Source organism: Microcoleus sp. B4-D4, assembly GCF_036705185.1.
Classification (GTDB): Bacteria; Cyanobacteriota; Cyanobacteriia; order Cyanobacteriales; family Microcoleaceae; genus Microcoleus.
This window is the reverse complement of sequence record NZ_JAUBTX010000006.1, coordinates 133,216-156,165: the sequence shown is the minus strand read 5'-3', so window position 1 is coordinate 156,165 and position 22,950 is coordinate 133,216. Positions and strand designations below refer to the sequence as shown.

General features: G+C 43.5%; 25 protein-coding genes. 15 read left to right on the top strand and 10 right to left on the bottom strand.

Features of this window, described 5'->3' with window-relative positions; translation table 11 throughout:
* Positions 1 to 284: 284 nt before the first annotated feature.
* Positions 285 to 629, top strand: a complete 345-nt coding sequence (locus tag QUB13_RS07845; RefSeq protein WP_333379948.1) for a DUF6883 domain-containing protein — start codon at positions 285 to 287, stop codon at positions 627 to 629.
* Positions 613 to 876: a DUF4926 domain-containing protein gene (locus tag QUB13_RS07840; RefSeq protein ID WP_333379947.1), complete on the top strand. Its 264-nt coding sequence runs from the start codon at positions 613 to 615 to the stop codon at positions 874 to 876. Before QUB13_RS07845 ends, QUB13_RS07840 begins: the two co-directional genes overlap by 17 nt.
* A gap of 166 nt (positions 877 to 1,042) precedes the next feature.
* Here QUB13_RS07840 and QUB13_RS07835 read toward each other — a convergent pair whose 3' ends face one another.
* Positions 1,043 to 3,430 carry a dynamin family protein gene (locus tag QUB13_RS07835; protein WP_333379946.1) on the bottom strand — a complete coding sequence of 796 codons (2,388 nt, stop codon included), beginning with the start codon at positions 3,428 to 3,430 and terminating at the stop codon, positions 1,043 to 1,045.
* Positions 3,431 to 3,627: 197 nt separating this feature from the next.
* A complete protein-coding gene (locus QUB13_RS07830) occupies positions 3,628 to 3,843 on the bottom strand; it encodes a hypothetical protein (RefSeq protein WP_293269880.1) in 216 nt (71 codons plus the stop codon).
* Positions 3,844 to 4,069: 226 nt separating this feature from the next.
* Here QUB13_RS07830 and QUB13_RS07825 point away from each other — a divergent pair, with 226 nt between their 5' ends.
* Complete coding sequence (locus QUB13_RS07825) at positions 4,070 to 4,570, top strand: helix-turn-helix transcriptional regulator (protein ID WP_333379945.1); 501 nt, start codon at positions 4,070 to 4,072, stop codon at positions 4,568 to 4,570.
* Between the two features lie 149 nt (positions 4,571 to 4,719).
* Positions 4,720 to 6,507 carry a cellulose-binding protein gene (locus tag QUB13_RS07820; RefSeq protein ID WP_333379943.1) on the top strand — a complete coding sequence of 596 codons (1,788 nt, stop codon included), beginning with the start codon at positions 4,720 to 4,722 and terminating at the stop codon, positions 6,505 to 6,507.
* 14 nt (positions 6,508 to 6,521) lie between these two features.
* Here the strand turns inward: QUB13_RS07820 and QUB13_RS07815 are convergent, their stop codons facing one another.
* From QUB13_RS07815 to msrA, 4 genes are all read right to left on the bottom strand, one after another.
* Complete coding sequence (locus QUB13_RS07815) at positions 6,522 to 7,082, bottom strand: DUF948 domain-containing protein (RefSeq protein ID WP_333379942.1); 561 nt, start codon at positions 7,080 to 7,082, stop codon at positions 6,522 to 6,524.
* Positions 7,083 to 7,200: 118 nt separating this feature from the next.
* Positions 7,201 to 7,542 carry a YtxH domain-containing protein gene (locus QUB13_RS07810; protein ID WP_333379941.1) on the bottom strand — a complete coding sequence of 114 codons (342 nt, stop codon included), beginning with the start codon at positions 7,540 to 7,542 and terminating at the stop codon, positions 7,201 to 7,203.
* Between the two features lie 38 nt (positions 7,543 to 7,580).
* Entirely contained in the window at positions 7,581 to 7,886 is a 306-nt protein-coding gene (locus QUB13_RS07805) for a hypothetical protein (RefSeq protein ID WP_333089586.1), read from the bottom strand.
* 173 nt (positions 7,887 to 8,059) lie between these two features.
* The gene (gene msrA / locus QUB13_RS07800) at positions 8,060 to 8,713 is read right to left on the bottom strand and encodes a peptide-methionine (S)-S-oxide reductase MsrA (RefSeq protein WP_333089583.1); all 654 of its coding nucleotides are present in this window, start codon (positions 8,711 to 8,713) and stop codon (positions 8,060 to 8,062) included.
* Positions 8,714 to 9,030: 317 nt separating this feature from the next.
* Between msrA and QUB13_RS07795 the strand changes: the two genes are divergently transcribed.
* Positions 9,031 to 9,165, top strand: a complete 135-nt coding sequence (locus QUB13_RS07795) for a hypothetical protein (protein ID WP_255515882.1) — start codon at positions 9,031 to 9,033, stop codon at positions 9,163 to 9,165.
* A gap of 368 nt (positions 9,166 to 9,533) precedes the next feature.
* Here the strand turns inward: QUB13_RS07795 and QUB13_RS07790 are convergent, their stop codons facing one another.
* On the bottom strand, positions 9,534 to 10,460 hold the full coding sequence (locus QUB13_RS07790; protein ID WP_333379940.1) for a DUF6999 family protein: 927 nt from the start codon (positions 10,458 to 10,460) through the stop codon (positions 9,534 to 9,536).
* Positions 10,460 to 12,325 carry a 3-oxoacyl-[acyl-carrier-protein] synthase III C-terminal domain-containing protein gene (locus QUB13_RS07785; protein WP_333379939.1) on the bottom strand — a complete coding sequence of 622 codons (1,866 nt, stop codon included), beginning with the start codon at positions 12,323 to 12,325 and terminating at the stop codon, positions 10,460 to 10,462. Before QUB13_RS07785 ends, QUB13_RS07790 begins: the two co-directional genes overlap by 1 nt.
* Positions 12,326 to 12,560: 235 nt before the next feature.
* Here QUB13_RS07785 and QUB13_RS07780 point away from each other — a divergent pair, with 235 nt between their 5' ends.
* Entirely contained in the window at positions 12,561 to 13,580 is a 1,020-nt protein-coding gene (locus QUB13_RS07780; RefSeq protein WP_194009031.1) for a hypothetical protein, read from the top strand.
* A 32-nt stretch (positions 13,581 to 13,612) separates the two neighbouring features.
* Here the strand turns inward: QUB13_RS07780 and serS are convergent, their stop codons facing one another.
* Positions 13,613 to 14,893: a serine--tRNA ligase gene (gene serS / locus QUB13_RS07775; protein WP_333379938.1), complete on the bottom strand. Its 1,281-nt coding sequence runs from the start codon at positions 14,891 to 14,893 to the stop codon at positions 13,613 to 13,615.
* A gap of 403 nt (positions 14,894 to 15,296) precedes the next feature.
* Between serS and QUB13_RS07770 the strand changes: the two genes are divergently transcribed.
* Both QUB13_RS07770 and QUB13_RS07765 read left to right on the top strand, forming a co-directional pair.
* Positions 15,297 to 16,448 (top strand): glycosyltransferase family 4 protein, encoded by a 1,152-nt coding sequence (locus QUB13_RS07770; protein ID WP_333379937.1) that lies wholly within the window; start codon positions 15,297 to 15,299, stop codon positions 16,446 to 16,448.
* Between the two features lie 106 nt (positions 16,449 to 16,554).
* Complete coding sequence (locus QUB13_RS07765; RefSeq protein WP_333379936.1) at positions 16,555 to 16,935, top strand: hypothetical protein; 381 nt, start codon at positions 16,555 to 16,557, stop codon at positions 16,933 to 16,935.
* Positions 16,936 to 17,213: 278 nt separating this feature from the next.
* Here QUB13_RS07765 and QUB13_RS07760 read toward each other — a convergent pair whose 3' ends face one another.
* Positions 17,214 to 17,462 carry a chlororespiratory reduction protein 7 gene (locus tag QUB13_RS07760; protein ID WP_333379935.1) on the bottom strand — a complete coding sequence of 83 codons (249 nt, stop codon included), beginning with the start codon at positions 17,460 to 17,462 and terminating at the stop codon, positions 17,214 to 17,216.
* A 286-nt stretch (positions 17,463 to 17,748) separates the two neighbouring features.
* Here QUB13_RS07760 and sir point away from each other — a divergent pair, with 286 nt between their 5' ends.
* From sir to QUB13_RS07725, 7 genes are all read left to right on the top strand, one after another.
* On the top strand, positions 17,749 to 19,734 hold the full coding sequence (gene sir / locus QUB13_RS07755) for a sulfite reductase, ferredoxin dependent (protein WP_333379934.1): 1,986 nt from the start codon (positions 17,749 to 17,751) through the stop codon (positions 19,732 to 19,734).
* A 318-nt stretch (positions 19,735 to 20,052) separates the two neighbouring features.
* Entirely contained in the window at positions 20,053 to 20,886 is an 834-nt protein-coding gene (locus tag QUB13_RS07750) for an RsmE family RNA methyltransferase (protein ID WP_333379933.1), read from the top strand.
* Positions 20,887 to 20,945: 59 nt separating this feature from the next.
* Positions 20,946 to 21,176, top strand: a complete 231-nt coding sequence (locus QUB13_RS07745) for a hypothetical protein (RefSeq protein ID WP_333089568.1) — start codon at positions 20,946 to 20,948, stop codon at positions 21,174 to 21,176.
* Entirely contained in the window at positions 21,166 to 21,555 is a 390-nt protein-coding gene (locus QUB13_RS07740) for a type II toxin-antitoxin system PemK/MazF family toxin (protein ID WP_333379932.1), read from the top strand. The genes QUB13_RS07745 and QUB13_RS07740 overlap by 11 nt, the downstream gene beginning before the upstream one ends.
* Before the next feature lie 62 nt (positions 21,556 to 21,617).
* Positions 21,618 to 21,764 carry a hypothetical protein gene (locus tag QUB13_RS07735; RefSeq protein ID WP_333379931.1) on the top strand — a complete coding sequence of 49 codons (147 nt, stop codon included), beginning with the start codon at positions 21,618 to 21,620 and terminating at the stop codon, positions 21,762 to 21,764.
* A gap of 12 nt (positions 21,765 to 21,776) precedes the next feature.
* Positions 21,777 to 22,034, top strand: a complete 258-nt coding sequence (locus QUB13_RS07730) for a lysozyme inhibitor LprI family protein (RefSeq protein WP_333380003.1) — start codon at positions 21,777 to 21,779, stop codon at positions 22,032 to 22,034.
* A 53-nt stretch (positions 22,035 to 22,087) separates the two neighbouring features.
* A complete protein-coding gene (locus QUB13_RS07725; RefSeq protein ID WP_333379930.1) occupies positions 22,088 to 22,558 on the top strand; it encodes a hypothetical protein in 471 nt (156 codons plus the stop codon).
* The last annotated feature ends 392 nt before the right edge of the window (positions 22,559 to 22,950 follow it).

The window sequence follows — 22,950 nt, the reverse complement described above, 5'->3', positions numbered from 1 at the left end:
TATATGAAATTTTAGTTCCGCAATATGAACTTGCAGTTGCTTAGGAATGTGAGGGGAATGAAAGTTCGATAAGATCTCGCACTTTCGGACAGTAAGGGCGATTACCTACGGGATAGCTTCGCTTCACCCCCTTTGGGATTCGACATGGGAAAGGCGAGATCCCTTTTAGTTGTTTCGGGAAAAAAGGGATATCGCACTTTCGGACAATAAGCGCGATCGTACAGCGATAAAGCATCTACCTTACAATAAAAACTGTAACTAATTAGGGGTGAGCAGGAGTTATAATGAAACTACCCAATGGCGATCGGGCTGAAGTTTCTCTGCAAAAGCTGGTTGGCTACTGCTTAAATCCAGAGCATTCTCGCGGAAAACACAAAGCCAGAGTCTTTGCATCGGTTTTGGGAATCACGGCTAATAATGCAGAAGTTTTGCAAGAGCTTATTCAAAAAGCAGCCATTGAAGGTAAAGTTGTCCAAGAAAATACTACTGATTTTGGGCAACAGTTTAAAGTTGATTGGACTGTACCCGATACAGCGGGGATTGAGCTTCGGACAATCTGGGAAATTACTTTGACTAATTCTAACCCTCGTTTGATTTCAGCTTTCTTAAACTATGATAAAAAACTTTAGAATTTTGGATTCTGTGGCGATTCTCAAGCCGGTTTTAAATACGCGATTGACGCTAGTGGAACCGGAATACAAATCTGTTTCTAGTTTGCCAGTAGGACTTGTGGGAACTATTGTCGAAGTCTATGATACGGGAAGAGAATGTCAGTATTTAGTGGAGTTTGCTGACAGTCAAGGGATTGAATATGCTATGGCTATTTTGAAAGCAGATGAAATTTTAGTTCTGCAATATGAACTTGCAGTTGCTTAGGAATGTGAGGGGAATAAAAGTTAGATAAGGGCGATCGCACTTTCGGAAAATAAGGGCGATTCCCTACGGGATAGCTTCGCTTCACCCCCTTTGGGATTCGACATGGAAAAGGCGAGATCCCTTTTGGTTGTTTGGGGGAAAAAGGGATCTTGCACTTTCTCTAACTTTACTTAACTGGCTTCCAACTATCGAGAGATTGACGAATGGAATTCAATTCACTGAGATATTCATTGAGTTTAATTTTGTTGGCCTCAAGCTTTGCCAGAATTTTTGGTGCTTCAGATTCTTTCGTTTTCCGTTCCTTCAAGACGCGATCGAAGTCATTTTGAAACCTGTTGATATAATCATTGATTTGCCGTTCAGCACTTTTAAAATCAGTAGAAACTTGTTGCTCAATCACCCGAACTAAAAGTAACTGGCTTCCTGATACATTGTCATCAATTTTTTGTTTGATTTGTTCTACAGTTTGGCGCAAGTCAACTTGATAAACTGTTCGCCGATCTTGAACTTCTATTGTTTTTTCAATAGGAACGTCTACCGTGTAACTTTTATCGCCCTTACATAAACTATTTGATTTTTTTTTCCTGCTTTTCTTTTTAACCTCAGTTATCTTTTCAGTTCTGGTAAACACCTCTACTTGATGTTGAATCCCTGCATCGATGCCTGAAAAATCAAAACTCGGAAACTGAATCGGGTTAATATTCAGTCTAACCTGTAAAGTATCACCCAAATAATTAGACAACTCATCAGATATTTTTTGAATATCTTCTTGAATCTTTTCGGCTAACTGCTCTCGGATGCTAGTACCCTCTCGAACTAACCCATCTTGAGTATCTATCCACCAACTTTCAATACTTGGCGCACAAACATCATTAATAGTTTTTAGGATTTTTTGAGCTTCAGTCTGAGTCTTACAACGGATAATGTATGGATCGAACTTTTCAGGCTTATCATCTTGTTCGGATACAGAACCATTAAAAGTGTCAGGAACAGTTTCACTCAGTTTATCCCATAGAGATGTGGTCAATTTGAATGCTTTGCCTAATCCCTGACCAAAAACAGGGATAACTCCTAATAGTGCTTCTCCAATTTCTCCCACTATTTGTCCGAAGCCGATTTTTTCAACTTTTGGCAGTTGTTGGGCAAGAAATTGATTTTTTTTTGGCTTTGGAGAGTTAGCGGAACGTGACTTTGCAATTTTATCTATCTCACTGGTTATCTGAGCTTTAGCTTCATCAGCAAATGTGTTAATGCCTTGACTAAATCCTTGAATTAGTATTTGCTTCTGTTGCTCGACAGCTTTTTCTACCGATTTAACTTTGTACCTCGCATTCTCTGAACGTATTCTGTAGTCTTCTACTTTTTGTTTGAGGGATTCAATCCCCATTTCCCAACCTTTAATTTCTGTATTCAGAGTATCCTCAATAGCTTTAGCAGCTTTATCGATTTCTGCCACAACCTCACTCAATAAATTCCAACCTGAATTTTGAGTAATCCTTTGAATTACTGTTTCTTGAATGGTTAAGATACCGCTATCTGCTAGTGCTTGGGGTGCTATTTTTCGGGGTGCAGGAATAATCTGGTTTCCTTCCTCATCTTCCGTGGCATACCTAGCACTAAAGAATTTTTTAAAGTCTTTGATTTCGCTTTCAGTGGCTTTTTCTTGCTGAATCAGTTTCGCTAAAAGTCCTTGTCGAGAACTAGCAGGGTAAATAACTGGATTGCAAAAGCCAAAGCCAACTAACTCTCGCTCTAAATCCTTGATGACATCAGCAATTTCTTTGTCTCTCTCTGTTTTTTGGTCAACTTTATTTAAAATAAAGTAAATTTTTCCCGTGTTCTCAGCTATAAAATCCTTACGATTTTCAACAACATCCTTAAACAAATCGGCAATTGCATTATCTTTGTAGGAAGCGTAGTTTAAAACAAACAGAATGGCATTGCAGGTTCGCAGTGCTTCTAGTGCTGTCTGCTTCAGTGCATTAATGTTGAAGTTTGCAGACTCCCACTCATTAGGGCCGGGAGTATCAACTAGAGTAAAGCCTGTGAGAGAAGATAACTCACTAATTGCTTCAATCGGATGCTCTATCTCAAAGCGTGTAGTGTTATCGGGATTGCCTTTTTCTCGAATTTCACGGGTACGCAGCAGGAATTTTTGCTGAATTTCGCCTGCGTCACCCTCAACAAGAATTACTGGCTTTCTTTCTCCTTCTCGATACTCTAAAAGTTTAGGAGTTTCGCCTGGTTTAATGTGTCGGACATCTGTACGGCAGATGGTACAGGCGGCCGTTTCACTCGCCAGCACATCAGCACCGATGATAGAATTTAAAAATGTGCTTTTGCCAGCTTTCATTGCTGCTATGACGGCTACTTGATACTTCTGATCTTGCAAAGCCTTTAAAGCTTTGTTAATTTCATCTTCAATGCTTTGTAGCCCTTGACTTTCCTCTCCCTGAATGCGGAGTCCGTCACGGAATTCTTTGAGATATTTTAAGAGGAAAGTGCCTGTACTGTCAATGCTGGTGTATGCTGCTTGAAACTCTTGAGAAGACATAAATTAAAATTTTTTAGTTGAGGGAATGGCTAAATTAGAGCTAGAAATTCGCGGTTAAAATTGATAGATATTTAGCGCTTACCCACCTATCCACCAGGGGTTTTTAACCCCCGGCGGACTCGTGCAACAAGCGCTCAACATCAACAACAGACTTTAGTTATTAGCCAGAAACTTAAGTCTCTGGCGCGAGTCAATGTTTAGTCGTCAGAAAGAGCCTTGCTAATCCCGTAAAATGCCAAACCTGCCAATGCACCTACAGCTATACCAACGGGGCCAGCAGCAGCACCCATACCAGCACCTCCACCAATAGCACCAATTGCCGTAAAACCAGAAGCAGCTACCACACCAGCACCCGCAGCAGCACCCGCAGCAGCGGAACCTGCTGCTTTCGCTATTTCATCACCTTTAGCCATTGGAATACCTCAGTTTAAGGAACAAAAACTAACTGTCTGACTAACGAAAGTTAACTAAACAGGCAAAATTTGAACGATCGCGATCGCCCCTCCCCGTTTATCTAAGTATTTACACTTATATATTTAGTATTAGTAAAATAATACACTAGCTACCGCTACCAAGCAACTAACAAACGCTAGCAATTTCGGTTATCCTATCGTTAGTCACATCTCAACACACCCGAAAATGGTACCAAAGGAAGACTTATTTGCCGAAGCCGCCAAACACTGGGACTTAGAAAGGCTGTACCAAGCTTTTGCAGAAGCTAAACGGCAAATCTCTCCCCGATCGCGCCGGGGACTCACAGAAACCGAAAAACTCTACCTCCGAGGCTTGCTTTCCGGTTGCAGCCCCGCCGAAATCGCCCGCCAACTGTTTCAGACTTCCAAAAGTGCAGAGGTTTATTTATGTAAAACTTTATACCAATATGTGAAAAAACTCGCTGATGTACCTAACGAACCTGTAGGAAATTGGCGCAATATTTGCGATCGGCTACAGGAAGCCGGATATAAAACTCTGTCTTCTTCTGAATTTAAAATGAATAATTCTTTACCAACAGAAGCATTGGTAAAAATAGTTGGTATAGCTTTTAAAGAAAGTACAATATCAATGGATATCAACATCCAATTAACATTCCCCTCAACTTCAGAAACTCCAAAAACCGAAGACTTGGATCGAGACGGTTAGATGGGCGATCGCCCATCCACAGAGAGGCCAAAATGTTAATAATCTTATAGCTGATTGTTTGAAAAGAAATTTTTTGTTAAAATATCAAAATTAAAACAGTCTTACCCGCTTCGATTTTACCAAAAACCATCAAACTTTTAGTCAAATTTATGTCTCGATTAAATATACGCTCGAAAAATAAAGCTCTGGGCTTTATCCTTGGTTTATTAATTTTTGTCATTTTCATTCCCGGATGTTGGGCCTTAACAACTAATATTGCTCCCAAAATTCAGCCAACAGATAACAAAGTAGCTGTACGTGCAGATATCAAAAATGCCTCAAATTCTAACTCTTCTTTAGGAATTGGGCTTAGTGGAATTGCTGACTACTCAACACAATTACCCTTTTTAGATGCTTTCAAATCTTCTAGACAATGGATAACTCAATGCGTCAGCGGAGAACCCAACTGTAAGGGTGAATGGGATACAGAAGAATACAATCTTTTAAATCTTGATGAAAATGGGTGGGTGAAATCTCTCCCATCCCCCGAAGATGCTCCTAAATATACGAGGGTAAGTACCCTATTACTCAGGGAAATCCCCAATCTCTATCCTTCAGGGCAATATATTGTTACTTATGAGGGTGAGGGTGCGATCGAATATAACTTTGATGCCAAAAAAGATGAGGCTGCGTCGAAACCGGGGAGGGATATCATTAATGTCGATGCCACACAAGGCGGAGGCATCATGATTATAATTACTGCTACCGATCCCAATAAAACAGGGAATTATATCCGCAATATTAAAGTTGTTCACTCCCAAGATGAACAGCTTTATCAAAGCGGTGAAATATTTAATCCGCTGTTTATAGACAAGATTAAAAGATTTAGAGTTTTGCGTTTTATGGACTGGATGGGGACAAACGGTTCGGAACAAAAAGACTGGTCAAAGCGACCTAAACCAGAGAGTGTATCCTATGCTTATAGAGGAAATGTTCCCATAGAAGTTATGGTGAATTTAGCTAACAAACTCAAAGCAGAACCCTGGTTTAATATGCCGCATCAGGCTACGGATGAATATATGACTAACTTTGCTAAAATCGTAAAAGATAGTTTAGATCCAAAGCTGAAAGTTTATGTAGAGTATTCTAATGAGGTTTGGAATTGGTCATTTCCCCAATCCAATTATGCTTTGGAACAAGGTAAAGCGAAGTGGGGAGATAAAGGCGATGCTTTTATGCAATGGCACGGGATGCGTAATGCTCAAATGTGTGATATCTGGAAAGGTGTTTTTGGGGATAAAAAGAATCGAGTTGTCTGCGTTTTGGGAACTCAAAGAGCCTGGAGAGAGTTAGAAACCTATGCTTTAGATTGTCCCTATTGGGTAGCTGAGGGCAATAAACCTTGTTATGAACACGGCATTGATGCCCTAGCCATAGCTGGATATTTTAGCGGCAACTTGGGCGGGAAAGAAAGTGTCAGCACAGTAGAGTCTTGGTTGAATGACGCAGATGGTGGCTTTGGCAAAGCTTTTAAGCAATTAAAAGAGGGTGGGTTGCTGCCTGGATTTAAAGATAGTTTGCCAGATGTTGATAATGACTTTAGGTATTTTTTAGATGTGGCTAAAAAGAAAGGTCTCAAGTTATTTGTTTACGAGGGCGGTCAACATATTGTAGGTATTGAAGGAGTTGAGAATAACGAAAAACTGACCAAGTTTTTTATGGAATTAAATAGGCGTCCAGAAATGTATGATATGTACACGCAATTACTCAATATTTGGAAGGAAGCTGGAGGCAGTCTTTTCATGCACTTCGTGGACGTGGGTGGATTTAGTAAGTGGGGAAGTTGGGGGGCTTTGGAGTATGTGGAACAAAAGGGTTCGCCTAAGTATGATGCTTTGATGGATTTTATGGATAAGAATTCTTGCTGGTGGGAGGGCTGTGCTCTTGAGGGAAGTTGAGGAATTTGGTGGAATCAAGAATCCTTCGATACTTCCTCAAAATCTTCCGCATCTTCCGACAAACCAGAACCCTCGCCATTCCTCAACCTCGGCGATTCCCGATTGCTCCCAGAATACCTGTCATCCAAACCCGAATCCCTCAGCGAAATCGCACTTCTTTGACTCGCCGACAACCGATCGGTCGATCGGCGATTTGTCCCCGAAATCGGCCGCTTCCGAGTTAAAGTTTTCCAAGCAGTCTTAATTCCTGTAACCACGCTGCGAGTTGTCACCTGCACGTTGTGCGCCTGCTTCTTCGCACTACCAATACTGCGATCGACCTGTTTGACAACCTCCCCCGCACTTTGCACCCCATCGCTAACATCATCCGTCAACTCGCTAATTTCCAGCCCCGTCAACCGAATCGCCTCCAAAGTCGGCGGAAACTCGCGAGAAAGCGTGTCAGCCAGCTTTTCCACGCTGCGCGCTGCCCGTGTCAATGCTTGCACCGCAGGTATTAAAGTCACTAATACAGCAGTCAGGCTAACTGCCACTAGCAAAATCGAAAGTCCTAACCAAAAGATGGGATCGCTCACTTGTATCTGGGATGGAGGGTTTGGGATTTCATCAGGAAATGTGGATCTAATTTTACCGTCAATTTTGATGAAATTCTTGTGGGACGGGTATCCTGCCCGTCCCCAACAGCTAAGTCAATTAGCGGATGGGAGGGCGCGACACAGGACTGACTTCGGCTTCAGTTTCCGACAGTGTTTGGCGTTCCCGCTGAGTTGCTTCCAAACCGGCCGCGATCGCCTCTTTGAGTCTAACCAAAGTTTCGTCCCAATTACGCAGTGCAGTTTCCGACAGTCGATCGGCCTGCAACTGCACGCTACTCGATAAATCCTCCGCCAACTCCGGCAAAGCATCGGCCGATTTTTTCAATATCTGCCGCGTCTCCTTGCCAGGTCGCGGTGCCACCAGCAACCCAGTCACGGCCCCGATCGCAGAACCCACCAACAGACCGCCAATAAATAATCCTGAACGTTTAGATGACATTTTTATAACTACTCTCTCTCCATACGTTTTAGGATAGCTTACCTCAAAGCTCGATCGCGCTTGGACCAGAGCATTCGCCCCAAACCCACCAATCCCAAAAGTTGCCGAACCTGTTGCAGTTGCAATTCCAGTTGTTGATAATTCCGTCGCAGTTGATGAGCACCTTGTTGCCTTTTAGCAAAAAAATCCGGTGATTTACCGAGGACATTACTGCTACAGCGATCGATTGCTGCAATCCGAAACTCCAAAAGTGCGATCGTCCGCCTAATTTTCCACACTCTCGCAGCTATATAAAAACACACTATAGATATTAGTAGATTGATAATTACAACACCCGTCAGCATTTTTCACCTATTTTCAACTACTAATCTACCCGGATATTTATGGCGGGGTAGCAGCAACATCCCGCCAAATATTTTGTAGAGATACCACAATGTTGTGTCATAAAATATGTTGTAGAGACGCAACATTGTGGTGTCCCAATCTATTTGTCCCTATCCATAAGGCGCGTAAAATTTTAAGCCTGAGACATAGCAGGCAAACAAACCTTAGTACCGCCCAAACCGCAATAACCGTTCGGGTTTTTAGCAAGATATTGCTGGTGATAGCTTTCTGCGTAATAAAACTCAGGAGCCTCCAGAATTTCTGTGGTAATCTTGCCGTAACCTTCCGCCGTCAGAGCTTGCTGGTAAGCATCGCGCGAAGCTTCAGCTAGCTGTTTTTGCTTGGCTGAATAGGTGTAAATGCCCGATCGATATTGAGTACCCGAATCATTACCCTGCTTCATTCCTTGAGTCGGATTGTGACTTTCCCAAAAAACTTTGAGCAGCGTTTCGTAACTCACTACTTTCGGATCGAACACAACCAAAACAACTTCATTGTGTCCCGTCATCCCGCTGCAAACTTCGTTATAAGTAGGATTCGGAGTAATCCCCGCCGCGTAACCCGCAGCAGTCGAAAAAACTCCATTTTGCTGCCAAAATTTCCGTTCCGCGCCCCAAAAACAGCCCAAACCAAACACGGCAATCTCCATGCCGTTTGGAAAGGGAGGTTTGAGCGGATTGCCGTTAACAAAATGAGTTGCCGGTACCGCTATCTGCTCTGCCCGTCCCGGCAATGCCTCTTGAGCAGAGGGCAGGCTCGACTTTTTGCCAAATCCAAATAGCACCATAAATTTGTGAGGGCGATCTCTGATAAACGTCTTTACCTTACTTAATAATATCAGATATTCACTGAAAATAGTGGCACTTTTGAAGGTAAAGGCTAAAGAGCATAAGGCTGAGTTGTTTTTCCGAGTGTTGGTGATACTGCTCACATCCAATGCAGCTTTCAATCACATTAAGCCGTGTTATGTATCACCCAAAATCACCTAAAATATCACTTATTGTTGAGGAATAAATCACGCAGATTTTAGGCAAAATAGCCGATTATTAAATTATGGGGTTGTAGTAGAAGTTATTGAGGACAATTTCTAAGGAGTGTGGACAAATGGCAATTAAATCTTGCAGTGAACCTTTAAAATCTAATCCGTTTATTACTTACCGCGATCCGATTACAGGTAAGTGGATTGTGGTTCAGGAATTGTCGAAAGTAGCGGAAAATTCACAGCTAGCAGCAGCTTGATATTTCTTTGTGATTCGAGCTAAAAATCAACAATGTTTGGCAACTCCTTGGGTACATAAGCTTAGAGGTTTTCGATGATTAAGCAAATCCTATCATATCGAGCAATTGTTCCGAGTAAAATTGGGAGCATTTCATTTTTACAAAACTGAGATGCTCTCCTTTATTATTTTGGGTTTTATGCGGACTAAAGTCCTCGCTACGAACCTATTTATAGCGGTTATCAAAAAAGTGAGATATGCCCAATCCCTCCGCTTCGCTCCGCCCAATCCCTCCGCTTCGCTCCGCCCAATGCCCTATGCCCAATGCCCGACATCACCTCATCTTTCTGAGAAAGGCTATAATTGTTTTTATGCCAGAGCTAATGAATTCTAATTTTCAGCATTGCTCATCTCTTTTCGCAGTTCCAAGTACCGATAGAGATATTCCGAAATTATCCCGTGCAAAAACAAGTCGCGCGCTGCATTAAACGGACTGTTTGGCGCTAGCGGATGGCGGTTCACAATGACATGATTCCAATCGCAATTTTCCGTAATTTCGCTGACGTACACTCCGAAGTTTTCATCTAACTGAAGCGACATCACTGCTCGCGCAAATTCGTCGCTAGTCAAACACAGAGAATAAAATACTTTAAACAATTCGATCGCAGATTCTAAATCCAGAATCCTCAGCCACCTAAGCCTTTCAAAATCAATTTCAACTTCCACAGGTTGAATGCTATCATAATTAATTCCCCGTTTTTTGACAATCTGCAACCAGTTGGGATTTGTCAGCATGGCCTGGTTGTAATCCCAGACAAAGTTATACAGAATTAAGTCGTGTTCGAGAAAGGCATTGTCAGCTAAATCGCTAACTGTGCGCGGATAAAGTTTTGATTTTTCAATCTGGGTGTCCGGGCCGTTATCAATCAAGAAGTTGATAATGTTTGAACCCGCGTTTATGTGCCGCACAATTAAATAACAAGCTTCTGGCGAGACAAAGTTATTTAGGAAAAATGCTGCGGATTTGTGCATTAAAGTGTAAGCGCGAAATTGAAATGGCAACAGGCGCTTTGTTGTCATAATCACCGCCAGCAACAAGTTAGCAATTATTTTAATCGGGATGAGCAAATAACTGCGAGTCCAGTTTTGCAAATCCCGCATCATATATGCTTTTGCAACTAAATCGACGGGAATTGACCGATCGCAAAACAGGACATCCCAAACATTCGGATCGCGGCGGTTGTAGGGTTTCGTAACATAAGGGATTTTTCGCTCATCCTGGAGATTTTCCGTATCTTGTTTTTGCAGCTTTTGCATTAGCGGATTTCCTCCAATTGCAGCAAATATAAACGAGCAGTAACGCGGGCAGTTTTGACAATGCGGTGGGCGATATCATCCGTCATCCATTCGGCATTAATTAAATTTTCCAGTTTGGCTAAATGCGACTCGTCATTAACTCCGTGATAAGCTAAAAACGATACTTGTTCGTCTTGCAAACCGAGAGTTTCCTTAATTTCTTTTGCCCACTTTAGGGCTAACCTGTTTCCCAATCCTTCGATTATAAACATACTACCAATTAAATCGACCGGATTTTCCCGCGATGCTTGGTGGAAGATAAAAGCTGACAGGGCTTCGCTGCCAATATTCTTATCATATTCGACAATTTTTGACAACTCGCCGCCGACAGAAACATAATTTTTTTCTAGCATTTGATAGTCGCGGTGTTCGTCTTGGGCGTGGCCGATAAAAGTCGATCGCAGGCGAAAGTCAGTCATGTTAGAAGCAGCACGCGCAATCCAGCGAGCACCCTCGACAACTTGCGGGCGGAGATTGCACAGCAATGCTTGATAGTCTTCTATTGTAAACTCTCCCCGGTACAATTTGCGGACAATGGGAACAGAACGAATTTCGCGATCGAACTTCAGCCAAATCCAGGCTAACTCCCGCAACAAATAAGCTTGCGGAGAGTGGGGATTTTCCGCTTTAACACTTTCGAGAGGAGAAGCTTCCGCAACAGCCAGCAAGTTAGAACTTTGACTCGTAGATTTCTTGGTATTTTCCACAACAGTTAACATCATGTAAGCTGTTGTAAAGCGGCCGCTTTCCGGGACAAAACAAAAGATTTTTTGTCCCGGCTGCAATTTGCCAGAATTGAACAATTCTTCTAACATTAAATAAATCGAGGCGCATCCTGTGTTTCCCCTGGTGTACAAGTTGGTAAACCATTTTTCTTCAGGAATCATGCAGCCTGCTTGTTCGAGAAGTTCCACAATTTGTCCCCTAAAAAAGTGAGAGGAATAGTGGCACAGCAGCCAGTCGATTTCCTGCGGAAAAACTCTCCCTGCTTTTATCAATCCCAGCCAACCTTCAACTCCTAATTTCATTACATTATCGAGCAAGCGAATATTTTGCCGCAAGTCAAAAGCTCCTGCTGCGGCTGCATCGAGGTAGGAAGAATAATCTAACCAGCTTTTGGTTGATGTTTCGCTTGCTAATCCTGAATACATACAAACTGGATAGGCGTTGGCGTGGGAAATTAATTCAATCCATTCTATTTTTAAGCTAATTCCTGTCGCATTGGGATGGTTTTGCAGCAAAAATGCTCCGGCACCGTCTGATAGCATCCAGCGCAAAAATTCTGTATCGAAAGGTAGGGGTTTTCCGGCTTGGACTGATGTTTCTGCTTCAAATTTGGTGTTTTTGAACAGGCGCGAGGGAAATTCGGAGGCGACGGCGATTGCTGTTTGTTTTTTGCCAAGTTCGAGTTGAGATGCGGCGTAGTTTAAGGCGGTAATTCCGGCACAGCAAACTCCTTGAGTGGAAACTATTTCTAGGGGAGATAATTCGGAAAGTTCGCCGTGTACTGTGCTGGCAAATCCCGGTACTAATAAGTCTGGTAAAGTGGTGGCGCAGGCTAGTAAGTCGATCGCCCCTGGTTCCAAATTTGTCTGGGCGATCGCATCCCGGACGGCAAAAGCTGCCATTTGGCTGTTAGAATACAGTGTTTGCTGCTGTTTGTCGATCGCGTAATAGCGCTGTTTAATCCCGTTGCTGTTGAGAATGCGCTGTCTGACTCGCGAAGGGCGATCGGCAATTTTGCCCAAATACTCCTCCATCTCGTCATTATTAATTGGTTTTCCCGGCAAAAACTTTCCAATCCGATTGATATAAGCACTGTACATCGCGTCAACCTCTAAAATTGCTAATTTACTTTGTTAAATCAAGCCCGAAAATATCTAAAATTAATTGTGCTTTGGGAAGCAGCGAACTTGCAATGAGCAACCAGTTATATTGTAGAATTGGGCGAAATCAGACAAGTTGACCAACAATAGCAAGAAGTAATGTGAAGCGGGGTGAAGTTTTTTGTAAAATTGAGCCAATATGTAACTAAAGTTCCTTCGCTGCTTCCCGACTCAAATGGATATTGCTTCACTAGATGCTTGGTATTCTCAATCACAGCGCCGCGCGGCTGTTTCGCTGTTGATGAAACGAGTAGGCGTAACTCGCACTAGGGCTGAATGTTTTATACGGCTTTGGATTTACCTATCAGTCAAACAGCTTCAGGAAAGCCAGCCCAGCCTCAAACCGCCGCTGGTTAAACTGGAATTGCTAGCAACAGAAGTGCAGTGCACTCATCGGGAAGCAGCAGAACTATTTTACTCCGATTCCGATCGCGGGAGCGATCGCGCCGCCGGCATGATGTTAGACAAATTAGCAGCACTAGGATTGATCGCAAAACACTTTGACGGTAACGCTACAGCAATTCAAATTCAACCAGTTTCCGAAATTTTAGATCCCGCGCCGCCGGAAAATTCAGTCAAACTCAAATTAGATAATTTTAATCCTCGGTGCGATGCAATTCCCGTTGCAAATTTACTAGCAACCAATTACAACTGGATGAATCGCAGCACTAACGCAGTTCCCTACCAAATTGCTAAAATTCTCCGAATTTTGGCAGGCAAATATTCAAAAGGAATGCGAGTTTTGCGCCGCTGCGACAATCTGAATCCTGTAGGTTTTTACTTATTGTATCCCACCGCAGCCGAATCGGAAGTTAATTTTTTTAACGCACCCAGTAAAAGCCTGCATTTAAGTTCGGTTGCTGCTGAGATCGATCCTTTTATCATGGCACTTCCGGGAGATGAAAATTGCCAGTCAGTATTTGTTCGCAGTTGGATGATAGATCCGCAATATTTAGAAGAATACCGCGTTATTTTTCTCGAACACATCCAGAAAGTTTTAGTAGAAATGAAACAAGATTTTCCCAATCTTTGCGATTTGCACACGCTAATCATTCACCCGATGTACGAAAAAATGAGTTTTGCTTTGGGGTTTCAAAAGACTAACAGTGATGCTCAACTATCTCTTTATTGGATGTATTTAGCGTTGGATAGATTTTTAGCGCTGGATATTAAGGAAGCGCTAAAAAATTTGTAAGTCGGCGGTTTTAACCGCCCCGTCTTCGTAGTTTACAAAACCTCGCGATTGAGATAAGGTTGCAGCACTTCCGGCACTTTTACCGTCCCGTCCGGCTGCTGGTAATTCTCCAAAATTGCCGCCATTGTCCGGCCCACGGCTAAACCGGAACCGTTGAGGGCGTGCACGAATTGAGTGCCTTTTTTCCCCGCTTCTTTAAAGCGAATATTAGCCCGCCGTGCCTGAAAATCTGCGACGTTGGAACAACTGGAAATCTCGCGGTATTTGCCGGCATTCGGCAGCCACACCTCTAAATCGTAGGTTTTTGCTGCTGCGAAACCCAAGTCGCCGGTACAAAGCTCGATCGTCCGATAAGGCAATTTTAGCGCCTGCAAAACTCCCTCAGCATCCTGCACGAGCTTTTCGTGTTCTGCCTCGGAGGTACTCGGATGCACGAGTTTCACCAATTCTACTTTATTAAATTGGTGCAACCGAATTAATCCCCGCGTATCTTTGCCGTAACTGCCAGCTTCTCGGCGAAAGCAAGGAGTGAAAGAACAGTGATAAATTGGCAACTGTTCCGCTGTCAATACTTCACCTCTGTACAAATTCACCACCGGAACTTCGGAAGTAGGAATTAACCACAAATCGTCTCGATCGCACTTGAAACTTTCTTCGGCAAATTTTGGCAATTGACCCGTAGCAGTCAGAGATTCTGAGTTGACTAAAAATGGGGGAATTACTTCTATATAACCCGCTTTAGTGTGGCGATCGAGCATGAATTGAATAATCGCTCTTTCCAGGGCTGCACCAGCTCCAATTAAGGTAATAAATCGAGGGGCTGCGATTTTTACTGCCCGTTCAAAGTTAATAATTCCTAGTTTTTCGCCAATTTCCCAGTGCGGCAAAATATCGGGATTTTGGGGAATGTATTCGTCTCCCCAGCGCCGAATTTCGATGTTTTCTTCTTCGTTTTTGCCCAAGGGGGTTGATTTACCCGGCAAGTTGGGCAAGGGCAGCAATAGAACTTCTATTTGAGCTTTGAGGTCTTTTTCCTGTGCTTGCAATTCGTTCGACTGCGCGCCGACTTCGTTGCCTTCTGCTTGCAAAGTCTGAATTTCGGGGGATTCGAGGGGTAAACCCGATTTTCTTTTTTGGCCGATGAGTTTGGCTATTTCGTTGCTGCGGGCTTGCAGTTGCGATCGCTTGTTTTCCAACTCCCGCTGCTGTTTGTCTAACTGCACGATCGGCTCGATTTCATAGTTGCCTCCTCTAGTGTTGAGGCTTTCTTGCACGGCTTGCGGGTTTTCTCGGATTAATTTGAGGTCTAGCACAGATTTTTTCTAAATTTTCAATTTTATGAGGATTTGCGACCGGAAACCCGATTTCGTGGAAAATATTGGCTTTGGCAAGCATAAATCTACGAATTCACAGGGTTTTTGAGGATTCTTGCGTCTGTCTTATCTTAGGTTAACAGGGACTATATCCTCAGACATACAAGCTTTGGCAATCATTTAGCACCTCAACGATAACTTATTCTCATTGAAAAATTTGCTTGGTGTCACCCATGATGGGTGACACCCCACAAAATGATGCTATAGTAAGCACATTAGTAGATGCACCCTGATAATTTTCTCCCCTAACCAGCGATGGTGAGGGGCTTTTTGTTTTGGGGATCGCAGGAAAGTTAAGATAGGAAGGCGGTTGAAACCGCCCAGTCTTCTTATCGGGAGAAAAATGCGATCGACAAATCACCTATTCTGTTTCCTAGAAATATTTTCCAGCGAAGGCGGCATTCAATCCTACGCCCGAGACATCCTGAAAGCTTACCTGTCACTAACCGCAGCAAACAACTTTCCGCCACAAGCAGAAGTTTTGCTATTGCGAGATTCTCCTGATTGCCAAAATCCCTTCGAGTCAAAAAATCTCAAATTCTCTTACCTAAAAACTGATCCCGTTTGGCTTGGTCGTCTTAAGTTTGCCGCAAAATTGCTAACTTGTTTGCTGCAAAAACGACCGGAACGGGTTTTTTGCGGTCACATCAAACTCGCACCGCTAATTAAAACCTTGTGCCAGCCGCTGGGAATTCCCTACACAATTTTAACTTACGGCAAGGAAGTTTGGGAACGGCTGCCACCAAAATATCAAATAGCAATGAGAGACGCTGACAGCATTTGGACGATTAGCAGGTACACGCGCGATCACACTTGCGAACTTAACAATTTAAATCCTGACAAATTCCAAATAGTGCCTTGTACTGTAGATGAAAATATATTTACTACGGGGCCCAAACCTGTGCATTTATTAGAAAAATACGATCTGGTTGGTGCTAAAATATTAATAACTGTAGCTAGATTGCGATCGCACGATAGTTACAAAGGAGTCGATGTCACAATTCAAGCTTTGCCGGAAATTGCCAAAAGTTTTCCCAATGTGAAATACTTAGTTATTGGACGCGGGGACGATCGCCCGAGATTAGCAAAACTCGCCGCCGATTTGGGAGTAGCCCAAAGAGTAATATTTGCGGGTTTTGTACCGACACAAAATTTAGCAGAACATTACCAGTTGGCGGATGCTTATGTAATGCCCTCCCAGGAAGGCTTCGGTATAGCTTATTTGGAAGCTTTAGCTTGCGGAGTACCGGTGCTGGCGGGGGACGCGGACGGTTCGGCAGATCCGCTGCAAGATGGTAAACTGGGATGGCGAGTTCCTCACCGAGATTCGGCAGCAGTAGCGGTTGCTTGTGTAGAAATTTTGCGAGGAGAGGATCGAAGGTGCGATCGCCCTTGGTTGAGGGAACAAACCCTGGCAAAATTTAGTTTTCAATCGCTTTGTCAATCTTTACAAGGGATTTTTCAACCCTCTGACTCCGATCGACTTATGCTGTAGAGAGCGGTTTTGGCCTGTACAATAGCCAAATTAACTCGATCGACCGCGTGAATTTCTCAGTAGGATAGAGTTATGCCTACCCGCAAAGACACCAAAGGAGACCACCGTGAACCAAGGCACCCCCAAAATATCTTTAAATCTACCCCGTATTAGCAATTGGCTGATACTGCTGGGCATCGCCTGCGTGTTGGGATCAATTGGTTTGGGTTGGATAGTTAAATCAGTATTGATTGTAGTAGGTTTGTTGCTGCTGACACCTGTAGTCGCATTTTTCGCACTTCAGTGGTGGCTGAAACGCAATTTAATTGAAGACAATTGTCCAGTTTGTCAATACGAATTTACAGCTTTAAATCAAACTCAGTTTCAGTGTGCCAATTGTGGCGAACCTCTGAAAATAGAGGAAGGTCATTTTAGCCGTTTGACGCCGCCCGGTACGATCGATGTTACCGCCGTGGAAGTATCATCAGTACAACAGTTAGAAGATTAGTCAGTAGTCAGTAGTCAGTAGTCAGTAGTCATTGGTTATTGGTTATTAGTTATTAGTTATTGGTTATTGGTTATTGGTTACTTGCTACGAATTCCCAATTTCCAATTCTCAATTCCCAATAACAACTAACAACTAACAACTAACAACTAACAACTAACAACTAACAACTAACAGTCAACAGTGAATTTACTATCCCGATGAAGAGAGGATTTGATATTAGTAGCACGGCGCACCCTACAAATTACCAACTAATTTAATTAAGGTTATTTAAGATAATATTATTTTTCTAAACGCACTGCGTACCACTGCAAAAACTTTCCGGGGCCGACATCTAATTCACAATAAGTATCAATTAAATGCTTAGCTTTAGCTTCCACAGTAGAAAGATTGTGGACATCACGCGGCAAATCTTCGTGTTCCCCGGCTAAAACCTCTTTCAGCTTTTCTAATAATTCCGCCGCCGTCAAAAACTGCTCCGGCTGGTTTGTTTCTAACACCACAAAAGTGTCTTCGTCATACAGTGACATAATTTCAAAGGTTCAGGTTAATTATTTCTAAAGTTTCGTCAAGTTAAGCGATCGAAAGTATACACTCTGAATTACCATTTTTCAGCCCCGGTTCGATCGTGTTACAATTGAACAACATCAGAATTCCTACCGGATTACCGTTGTTAACTTAGTTATTAACCGAGTTATCAACAGATCCGACACAGCATTTCTGAGGAGATTTGTCAAGTAAAAACTTGTCAAGTGTCAAATTGTCAAGAAATATTCGATCGGCTGTATCTAATTATAACTGGCACTATACATTCCCATGATCACATCTTCGACTTCAACGCCCGTGGCGCGCAAGCCCTCAAAATCAGAAGGTCTCAAAGAACGCAGCCACTATTTGCGAGAACCGATTGCGACTGAAATTTTACAAGAAACAACCCACTTCAGCGAAGAAGGGCTTCAAATTCTCAAATTTCACGGTTCGTACCAGCAAGACAACCGCGACAATCGAGTTAAAGGACAAGAAAAAGACTATCAGTTCATGCTCCGCACCCGCAACCCCGGCGGTTTCGTGCCACCGCAGCTATATCTTACCTTAGACAAGCTATCCGAAGAATACGGCAACCACACCCTCCGCGTCACAACGCGCCAAGGTTTCCAACTGCACGGCGTGTTGAAGAAAAATCTTAAAGCAGTGTTTTCCTCAATTATACAAAATATGGGGTCAACCTTGGGAGCTTGCGGCGACTTGAACCGCAACGTCATGGCACCGCCAGCACCGTACAAAAATCGCCCAGAATACGAGTATGCCCTGCAATACGCCAACAATGTCGCCGATTTGCTGACACCGCAAACCGGTGCTTATTACGAAATTTGGCTGGATGGGGAAAAAGCTATTAGTGCTGAAGAAGACCCTGCGGTGAAAGCTGCCAGACAGTCAAACGGCAATGGCACAACATTTCACGACAAAGAAGAACCGATTTACGGCAGCCATTATATGCCGCGCAAGTTCAAGTGTTCTGTTACTGTACCGGGAGACAATTCGGTTGATTTGTACTCTCAAGATTTGAGCTTGGTAGTAATTACCAATGAAGCTGGCGAATTGCAAGGTTTTGATGTGTATGCCGGCGGCGGTTTGGGACGCACTCACAATAAAGAAGAAACTTTTGCGCGGCTTGCGGATGAGATTTGCTATGTTGCCAAGGATGATGTTTACGATTTGGTCAAGGCAATTGTAGCAACACAAAGAGATTTTGGCGATCGCACAGACAGACGACACGCGCGACTGAAATATCTGATTAACGACAAAGGCGTGCAGTGGTTCCGGGAAAAAGTAGCCGAATATTTTGGCAAGCCGCTAGAAGCGTTTAAACCGCTGCCTGATTGGAAGTATTTGGATTTCTTGGGCTGGCACGAACAAGGCGACGGCAAGCTGTTTGTCGGTATTTCCGTAGACAATGGCCGAATTAAGGACGAAGGTTCATTTCAGCTAAAAACGGCTTTGCGGGAAATCGTGCAGAAGTACAATTTGCCGATGCTGGTAACACCGCACCAAAACGTTTTGATTTACGATATTTCGCCGGATATCAAACAGGAAATTCAGGGAATACTCGATCGCTGCGGCATTCAGCGGGAAACGGCCATCGACCCCTTAGTACGCTATGCGATGGCCTGTCCGGCAATGCCGACGTGCGGGCTGGCGATTACCGAGTCCGAGCGCGTGATGCCGAGCATTTTAGAACGAATTCGGGCGCTTTTGACCAAAGTTGGTTTAGAAGACGACCATTTTGTGGTGCGGATGACCGGTTGCCCCAACGGATGCGCCCGCCCTTATCTGGCAGAATTGGCGTTTGTCGGGAGTGCGCCGGAATCCTACCAGATTTGGCTGGGCGGTTCTCCCGAACAAACGCGGCTGGCACAACCAATTGAGCAAAAGCTGCACGTAAATGATTTTGAAGCTTTTCTGGAGCCGATTTTTGTTTATTTTAAGCAAAAACGGCAATTGAGCGAGAGTTTTGGCAATTTTTGCGATCGTGTTGGGTTAGAATCTATCCGTCAATTTGTAACCAATCACCAATCTGCTGACTCGATGACAACTGAGATAAATGATTTAGATGTTACGTCTAGTAACGGCGAAGAGAATGAGACTGCTACTGCTGGCGGCAAAGTCCGTCGTCGAATTAGCGTCCGCGATGAAATCTACAACGAACTCAAGGAAGAAGCCGCCCGTCAGAGCAAGCCGATTACACAGCTAGCGACAGAGGCGATTTCCACTTATCTGAAGAAGATTAAGGAGGAAGGATAAGCCGATTTACGATTGTCAATTTTCCATCGCATCAAATAGAGTTTAGGCAAAAGTAACATAAGGGCAGAGCATTTGCAGAAAAAAAACTTGAATTTGTCAAATAATTCCGGTTGTAAATGCTTTGCCTTTAATATTTATGAGGTGCTTTGTTTTTAGATGAAAACGGCGATTGAAATCGCTTCTATACAAACGATGTCCGCCTGCGCGGACTAAGAAATACATCAGGTAAACAATCCATCTCCTCTCTTCCTCAGCGTTCTCTGCGCTCTCTGCGGTTAAATAAAAAAATCTAATAGAAAACGAGCAATCTAAAATTCAATGGCTCAATTACAAAGATTAGCAGTTACCGCCGCCCAAATTTGTGCTAACCAAATCGATTTAACTAAGGAACAACAGCATTATTTAAATCGGGTGCTGCGGCTGCAAGCAGGCGATCGATTTATTGCGATGGACGGCCGCGGACATTGGTGGTCAGCAATTTTAGCAGCCAGCGAAACCGGGTTATTTGCCTCGATAACAGAGGAGATTGCCGCGAACGGGGAGCTTCCGGTGACAGTAACTTTGATGGCGGCATTGCCCAAGGGAAATGGCTTTGATGAGGTTGTCAGGCAGGCGACGGAGTTGGGTGTGGCTAGTATTGTGCCGGTGACGAGCGATCGCACTTTACTCAAACCTAGTTCTCAAAAGGTCGATCGTTGGAGAAGGATTGCAGCAGAGGCCGCAGAACAGTCGGAACGTCAAATTGTCCCAGAAATTTTAGAGCCTGTTTCCTTTGATTTGGCTGTGAAAAATTGCGGTCAAAAACATCGATTTATTTGTGTGGCTCGCGGGGGAAATCGCCATTTGTGGGACTGCGTGAGCGGTTTAGAACCCCCCCAGCCCCCCTTGTTAAGGGGGGAGCAAGAACCGGAGGAATTCCCCCAGCCCCGCTTGCTAAGGGGGGAGCAAGAACCGGAGGAATTATCGATCGCGATTGCGGTTGGCCCGGAGGGTGGGTGGACTGATGGTGAAGTGGAAAGGGCGATCGAATTTGGTTTTGAGCCTGTCTCTTTGGGTAGTAGAATTTTGAGGGCGGTAACAGCGCCGATGGTGGCTTTATCTTTGGTGGGAGCCGCTTTTGAAAAGTGCCAATCCCCAAAAATATTTCCCTGAGCTGCTAGATATCCTAAACAAAGTTAAACTGTCAATAAGTCGTTGGGTATAAAAGTAAAATGTTAAAATCAGTAAAGGGTATATATCGAGACGGCAAAGTTGTGTTATTAGAAACTCCTGGCGACTTAACAGAAGGGAAAGTTATTGTTACTTTTCTCGCCGAATCAGGATTAGTCGAACTACAATCTCGCGGTATAGATCGCGAACAAGCAGGAGATTTACGCATCAGGTTGAGCAGATTTGCCGAGGATTGGGAACAGCCGGAAATGGATGCTTACGATGATTTATAAACGCGGTGATGTAGCGCTGGTTCTGTTTCCCAATGCTGATTTGCGTACTGCGAAGCGCCGCCCAGTTTTGATAGTTCAAGCTAATAATTTGGGGACTGGTTTAGGACAAACCATTACAGCAATGATTACTAGCAATTTAGCTCGTGTAGGACATCCAAGCCGGGTTTTTGTTTCCCTCGCCACAAGGGAGGGCCAGCAAACACGATTGTTGGCTGACTCGGTAATCATGACAGACAATCTGGTGACACTTCTAGAAGTTGAAATCGATCGCAAAATTGGTATTTGGTCAAATATGGCCGCAGTAGATGCAGCTATCAAGCATACTTTGGGAATCCAACCGACAGAGCGAACCCTCGCCCAATCTAAAAATAATCTTTAAATTTATTGAATAAAATCTGTCTTGTGTTATAAAAAATCGTAAAATACGTGGGTTTTATGGTAATGAAAATAAATTTACCGAAAAACCGATCGCCCTTGTGGTCGATCGCACTTGTGACAATCTTAGCTACAGCATCAATTTTCGCACGATCGGGGCAATCTGTCATTGCTCAACAGATTAATTGCGATCGGCCGCAGGGAGATGTGTAAGCCAGAACTTGTATTAGGTTTAGGTATGAAGCCTCAGACAAACGGCTGAATGAGGTTTACAAGCAACTGGTTGCTAGTTTGAGTGCCGAAGAGCGATCGATCCTTGCAGAAGCACAATTAGGGTGGATTAAAGTGCGAGATAATACCTGCGAATTTGAAGTTTATAAAAATCGCGGCGGTACTGGTTATGGAGGTTTTCTCAATGAATGTTTGGATCGGATGACAAAAGCCCGCACAGCGGAATTAGAACAGTATTTAAAAGAAAGATAAAATACCAAGTACACCGTACAACACTTGATACAAATAAATAGAGGCAAGTATTTATGAATAGCCGATCGTCCTTCACCCTCACCCTCAGCCTCATCTCAGCAATTGTTACCGCGATTGCACCAGGAGTTTTCGCCCAACAATTGCAACTACCAGCCAACGCAACCTACATCGATAAAAATTGCAACCTCAACCAACAATTAGCCCCACTTGAAAGATACACTATATTTAGCAGAAAGGAATTTACAACTAACCGTAAAAAATATTGGTTCTACGCAGCCCGCTATCAAGACGGAGCCGCACTTTTCTGTATTTCCGAAAGAATTTTCATCAGGCCTCAAGTTTTAAATGTCGAAAAAATACAAAGACAATTTATTGACAAAGTAGTCCGAGACCCCAAAAACCCAACTGGCTTTATTATCACAGTCCGAGGAGGCAACGGGCCTGGTGCAACAACAACAAATTATCGCTTAGATTTGAGCAATGTCGATCGACCAAAACTCACCCCTCTGTCCGTCCCAAAATAGCGGACGACTCTATCCCCAAATCTTCTATCCATCCTTCAACCGCAGATATAGCAATCCTAAATCATTTGTGAATTTCTTACTCCCTCCCCTTACCAAGGGGAGGGTTGGGGTGGGGTGAAAATTTTACGACTCATTTAGGATTGCTATATAAGGCAGATAAACACACCCCATAGCAGGTAATTTCAGGAATTGAAAGCCAATGAAGGCAAGAAATCCAATCAACCTTAGCAAAAACCCGCCCAAATATTAGACCAATTTAATAAATACTTCCTATATAGCAATCCTAAATCATTTGTGAATTTCTTACTCCCTCCCCTTGGTAAGGGGAGGGTTGGGGTGGGGTGAAAATTTTACGACTCATTTAGGATTGCTATATATGAAGTTATAGCCCC

Excerpts from the sequence above, each read along its gene's own strand:
- QUB13_RS07845 (WP_333379948.1), top strand. The coding sequence starts at position 285 with ATGAAACTACCCAATGGCGATCGGGCTGAAGTTTCTCTGCAAAAGCTG.
- QUB13_RS07840 (WP_333379947.1), top strand. The coding sequence starts at position 613 with ATGATAAAAAACTTTAGAATTTTGGATTCTGTGGCGATTCTCAAGCCG.
- QUB13_RS07835 (WP_333379946.1), bottom strand. The coding sequence starts at position 3,430 with ATGTCTTCTCAAGAGTTTCAAGCAGCATACACCAGCATTGACAGTACA.
- QUB13_RS07830 (WP_293269880.1), bottom strand. The coding sequence starts at position 3,843 with ATGGCTAAAGGTGATGAAATAGCGAAAGCAGCAGGTTCCGCTGCTGCG.
- QUB13_RS07825 (WP_333379945.1), top strand. The coding sequence starts at position 4,070 with ATGGTACCAAAGGAAGACTTATTTGCCGAAGCCGCCAAACACTGGGAC.
- QUB13_RS07820 (WP_333379943.1), top strand. The coding sequence starts at position 4,720 with ATGTCTCGATTAAATATACGCTCGAAAAATAAAGCTCTGGGCTTTATC.
- QUB13_RS07810 (WP_333379941.1), bottom strand. The coding sequence starts at position 7,542 with ATGTCATCTAAACGTTCAGGATTATTTATTGGCGGTCTGTTGGTGGGT.
- QUB13_RS07805 (WP_333089586.1), bottom strand. The coding sequence starts at position 7,886 with ATGCTGACGGGTGTTGTAATTATCAATCTACTAATATCTATAGTGTGT.
- msrA (WP_333089583.1), bottom strand. The coding sequence starts at position 8,713 with ATGGTGCTATTTGGATTTGGCAAAAAGTCGAGCCTGCCCTCTGCTCAA.
- QUB13_RS07795 (WP_255515882.1), top strand. The coding sequence starts at position 9,031 with ATGGCAATTAAATCTTGCAGTGAACCTTTAAAATCTAATCCGTTTATT.
- QUB13_RS07790 (WP_333379940.1), bottom strand. The coding sequence starts at position 10,460 with ATGCAAAAGCTGCAAAAACAAGATACGGAAAATCTCCAGGATGAGCGA.
- QUB13_RS07785 (WP_333379939.1), bottom strand. The coding sequence starts at position 12,325 with ATGTACAGTGCTTATATCAATCGGATTGGAAAGTTTTTGCCGGGAAAA.
- QUB13_RS07780 (WP_194009031.1), top strand. The coding sequence starts at position 12,561 with ATGGATATTGCTTCACTAGATGCTTGGTATTCTCAATCACAGCGCCGC.
- QUB13_RS07770 (WP_333379937.1), top strand. The coding sequence starts at position 15,297 with ATGCGATCGACAAATCACCTATTCTGTTTCCTAGAAATATTTTCCAGC.
- QUB13_RS07760 (WP_333379935.1), bottom strand. The coding sequence starts at position 17,462 with ATGTCACTGTATGACGAAGACACTTTTGTGGTGTTAGAAACAAACCAG.
- sir (WP_333379934.1), top strand. The coding sequence starts at position 17,749 with ATGATCACATCTTCGACTTCAACGCCCGTGGCGCGCAAGCCCTCAAAA.
- QUB13_RS07750 (WP_333379933.1), top strand. The coding sequence starts at position 20,053 with ATGGCTCAATTACAAAGATTAGCAGTTACCGCCGCCCAAATTTGTGCT.
- QUB13_RS07745 (WP_333089568.1), top strand. The coding sequence starts at position 20,946 with ATGTTAAAATCAGTAAAGGGTATATATCGAGACGGCAAAGTTGTGTTA.
- QUB13_RS07740 (WP_333379932.1), top strand. The coding sequence starts at position 21,166 with ATGATTTATAAACGCGGTGATGTAGCGCTGGTTCTGTTTCCCAATGCT.
- QUB13_RS07735 (WP_333379931.1), top strand. The coding sequence starts at position 21,618 with ATGAAAATAAATTTACCGAAAAACCGATCGCCCTTGTGGTCGATCGCA.
- QUB13_RS07725 (WP_333379930.1), top strand. The coding sequence starts at position 22,088 with ATGAATAGCCGATCGTCCTTCACCCTCACCCTCAGCCTCATCTCAGCA.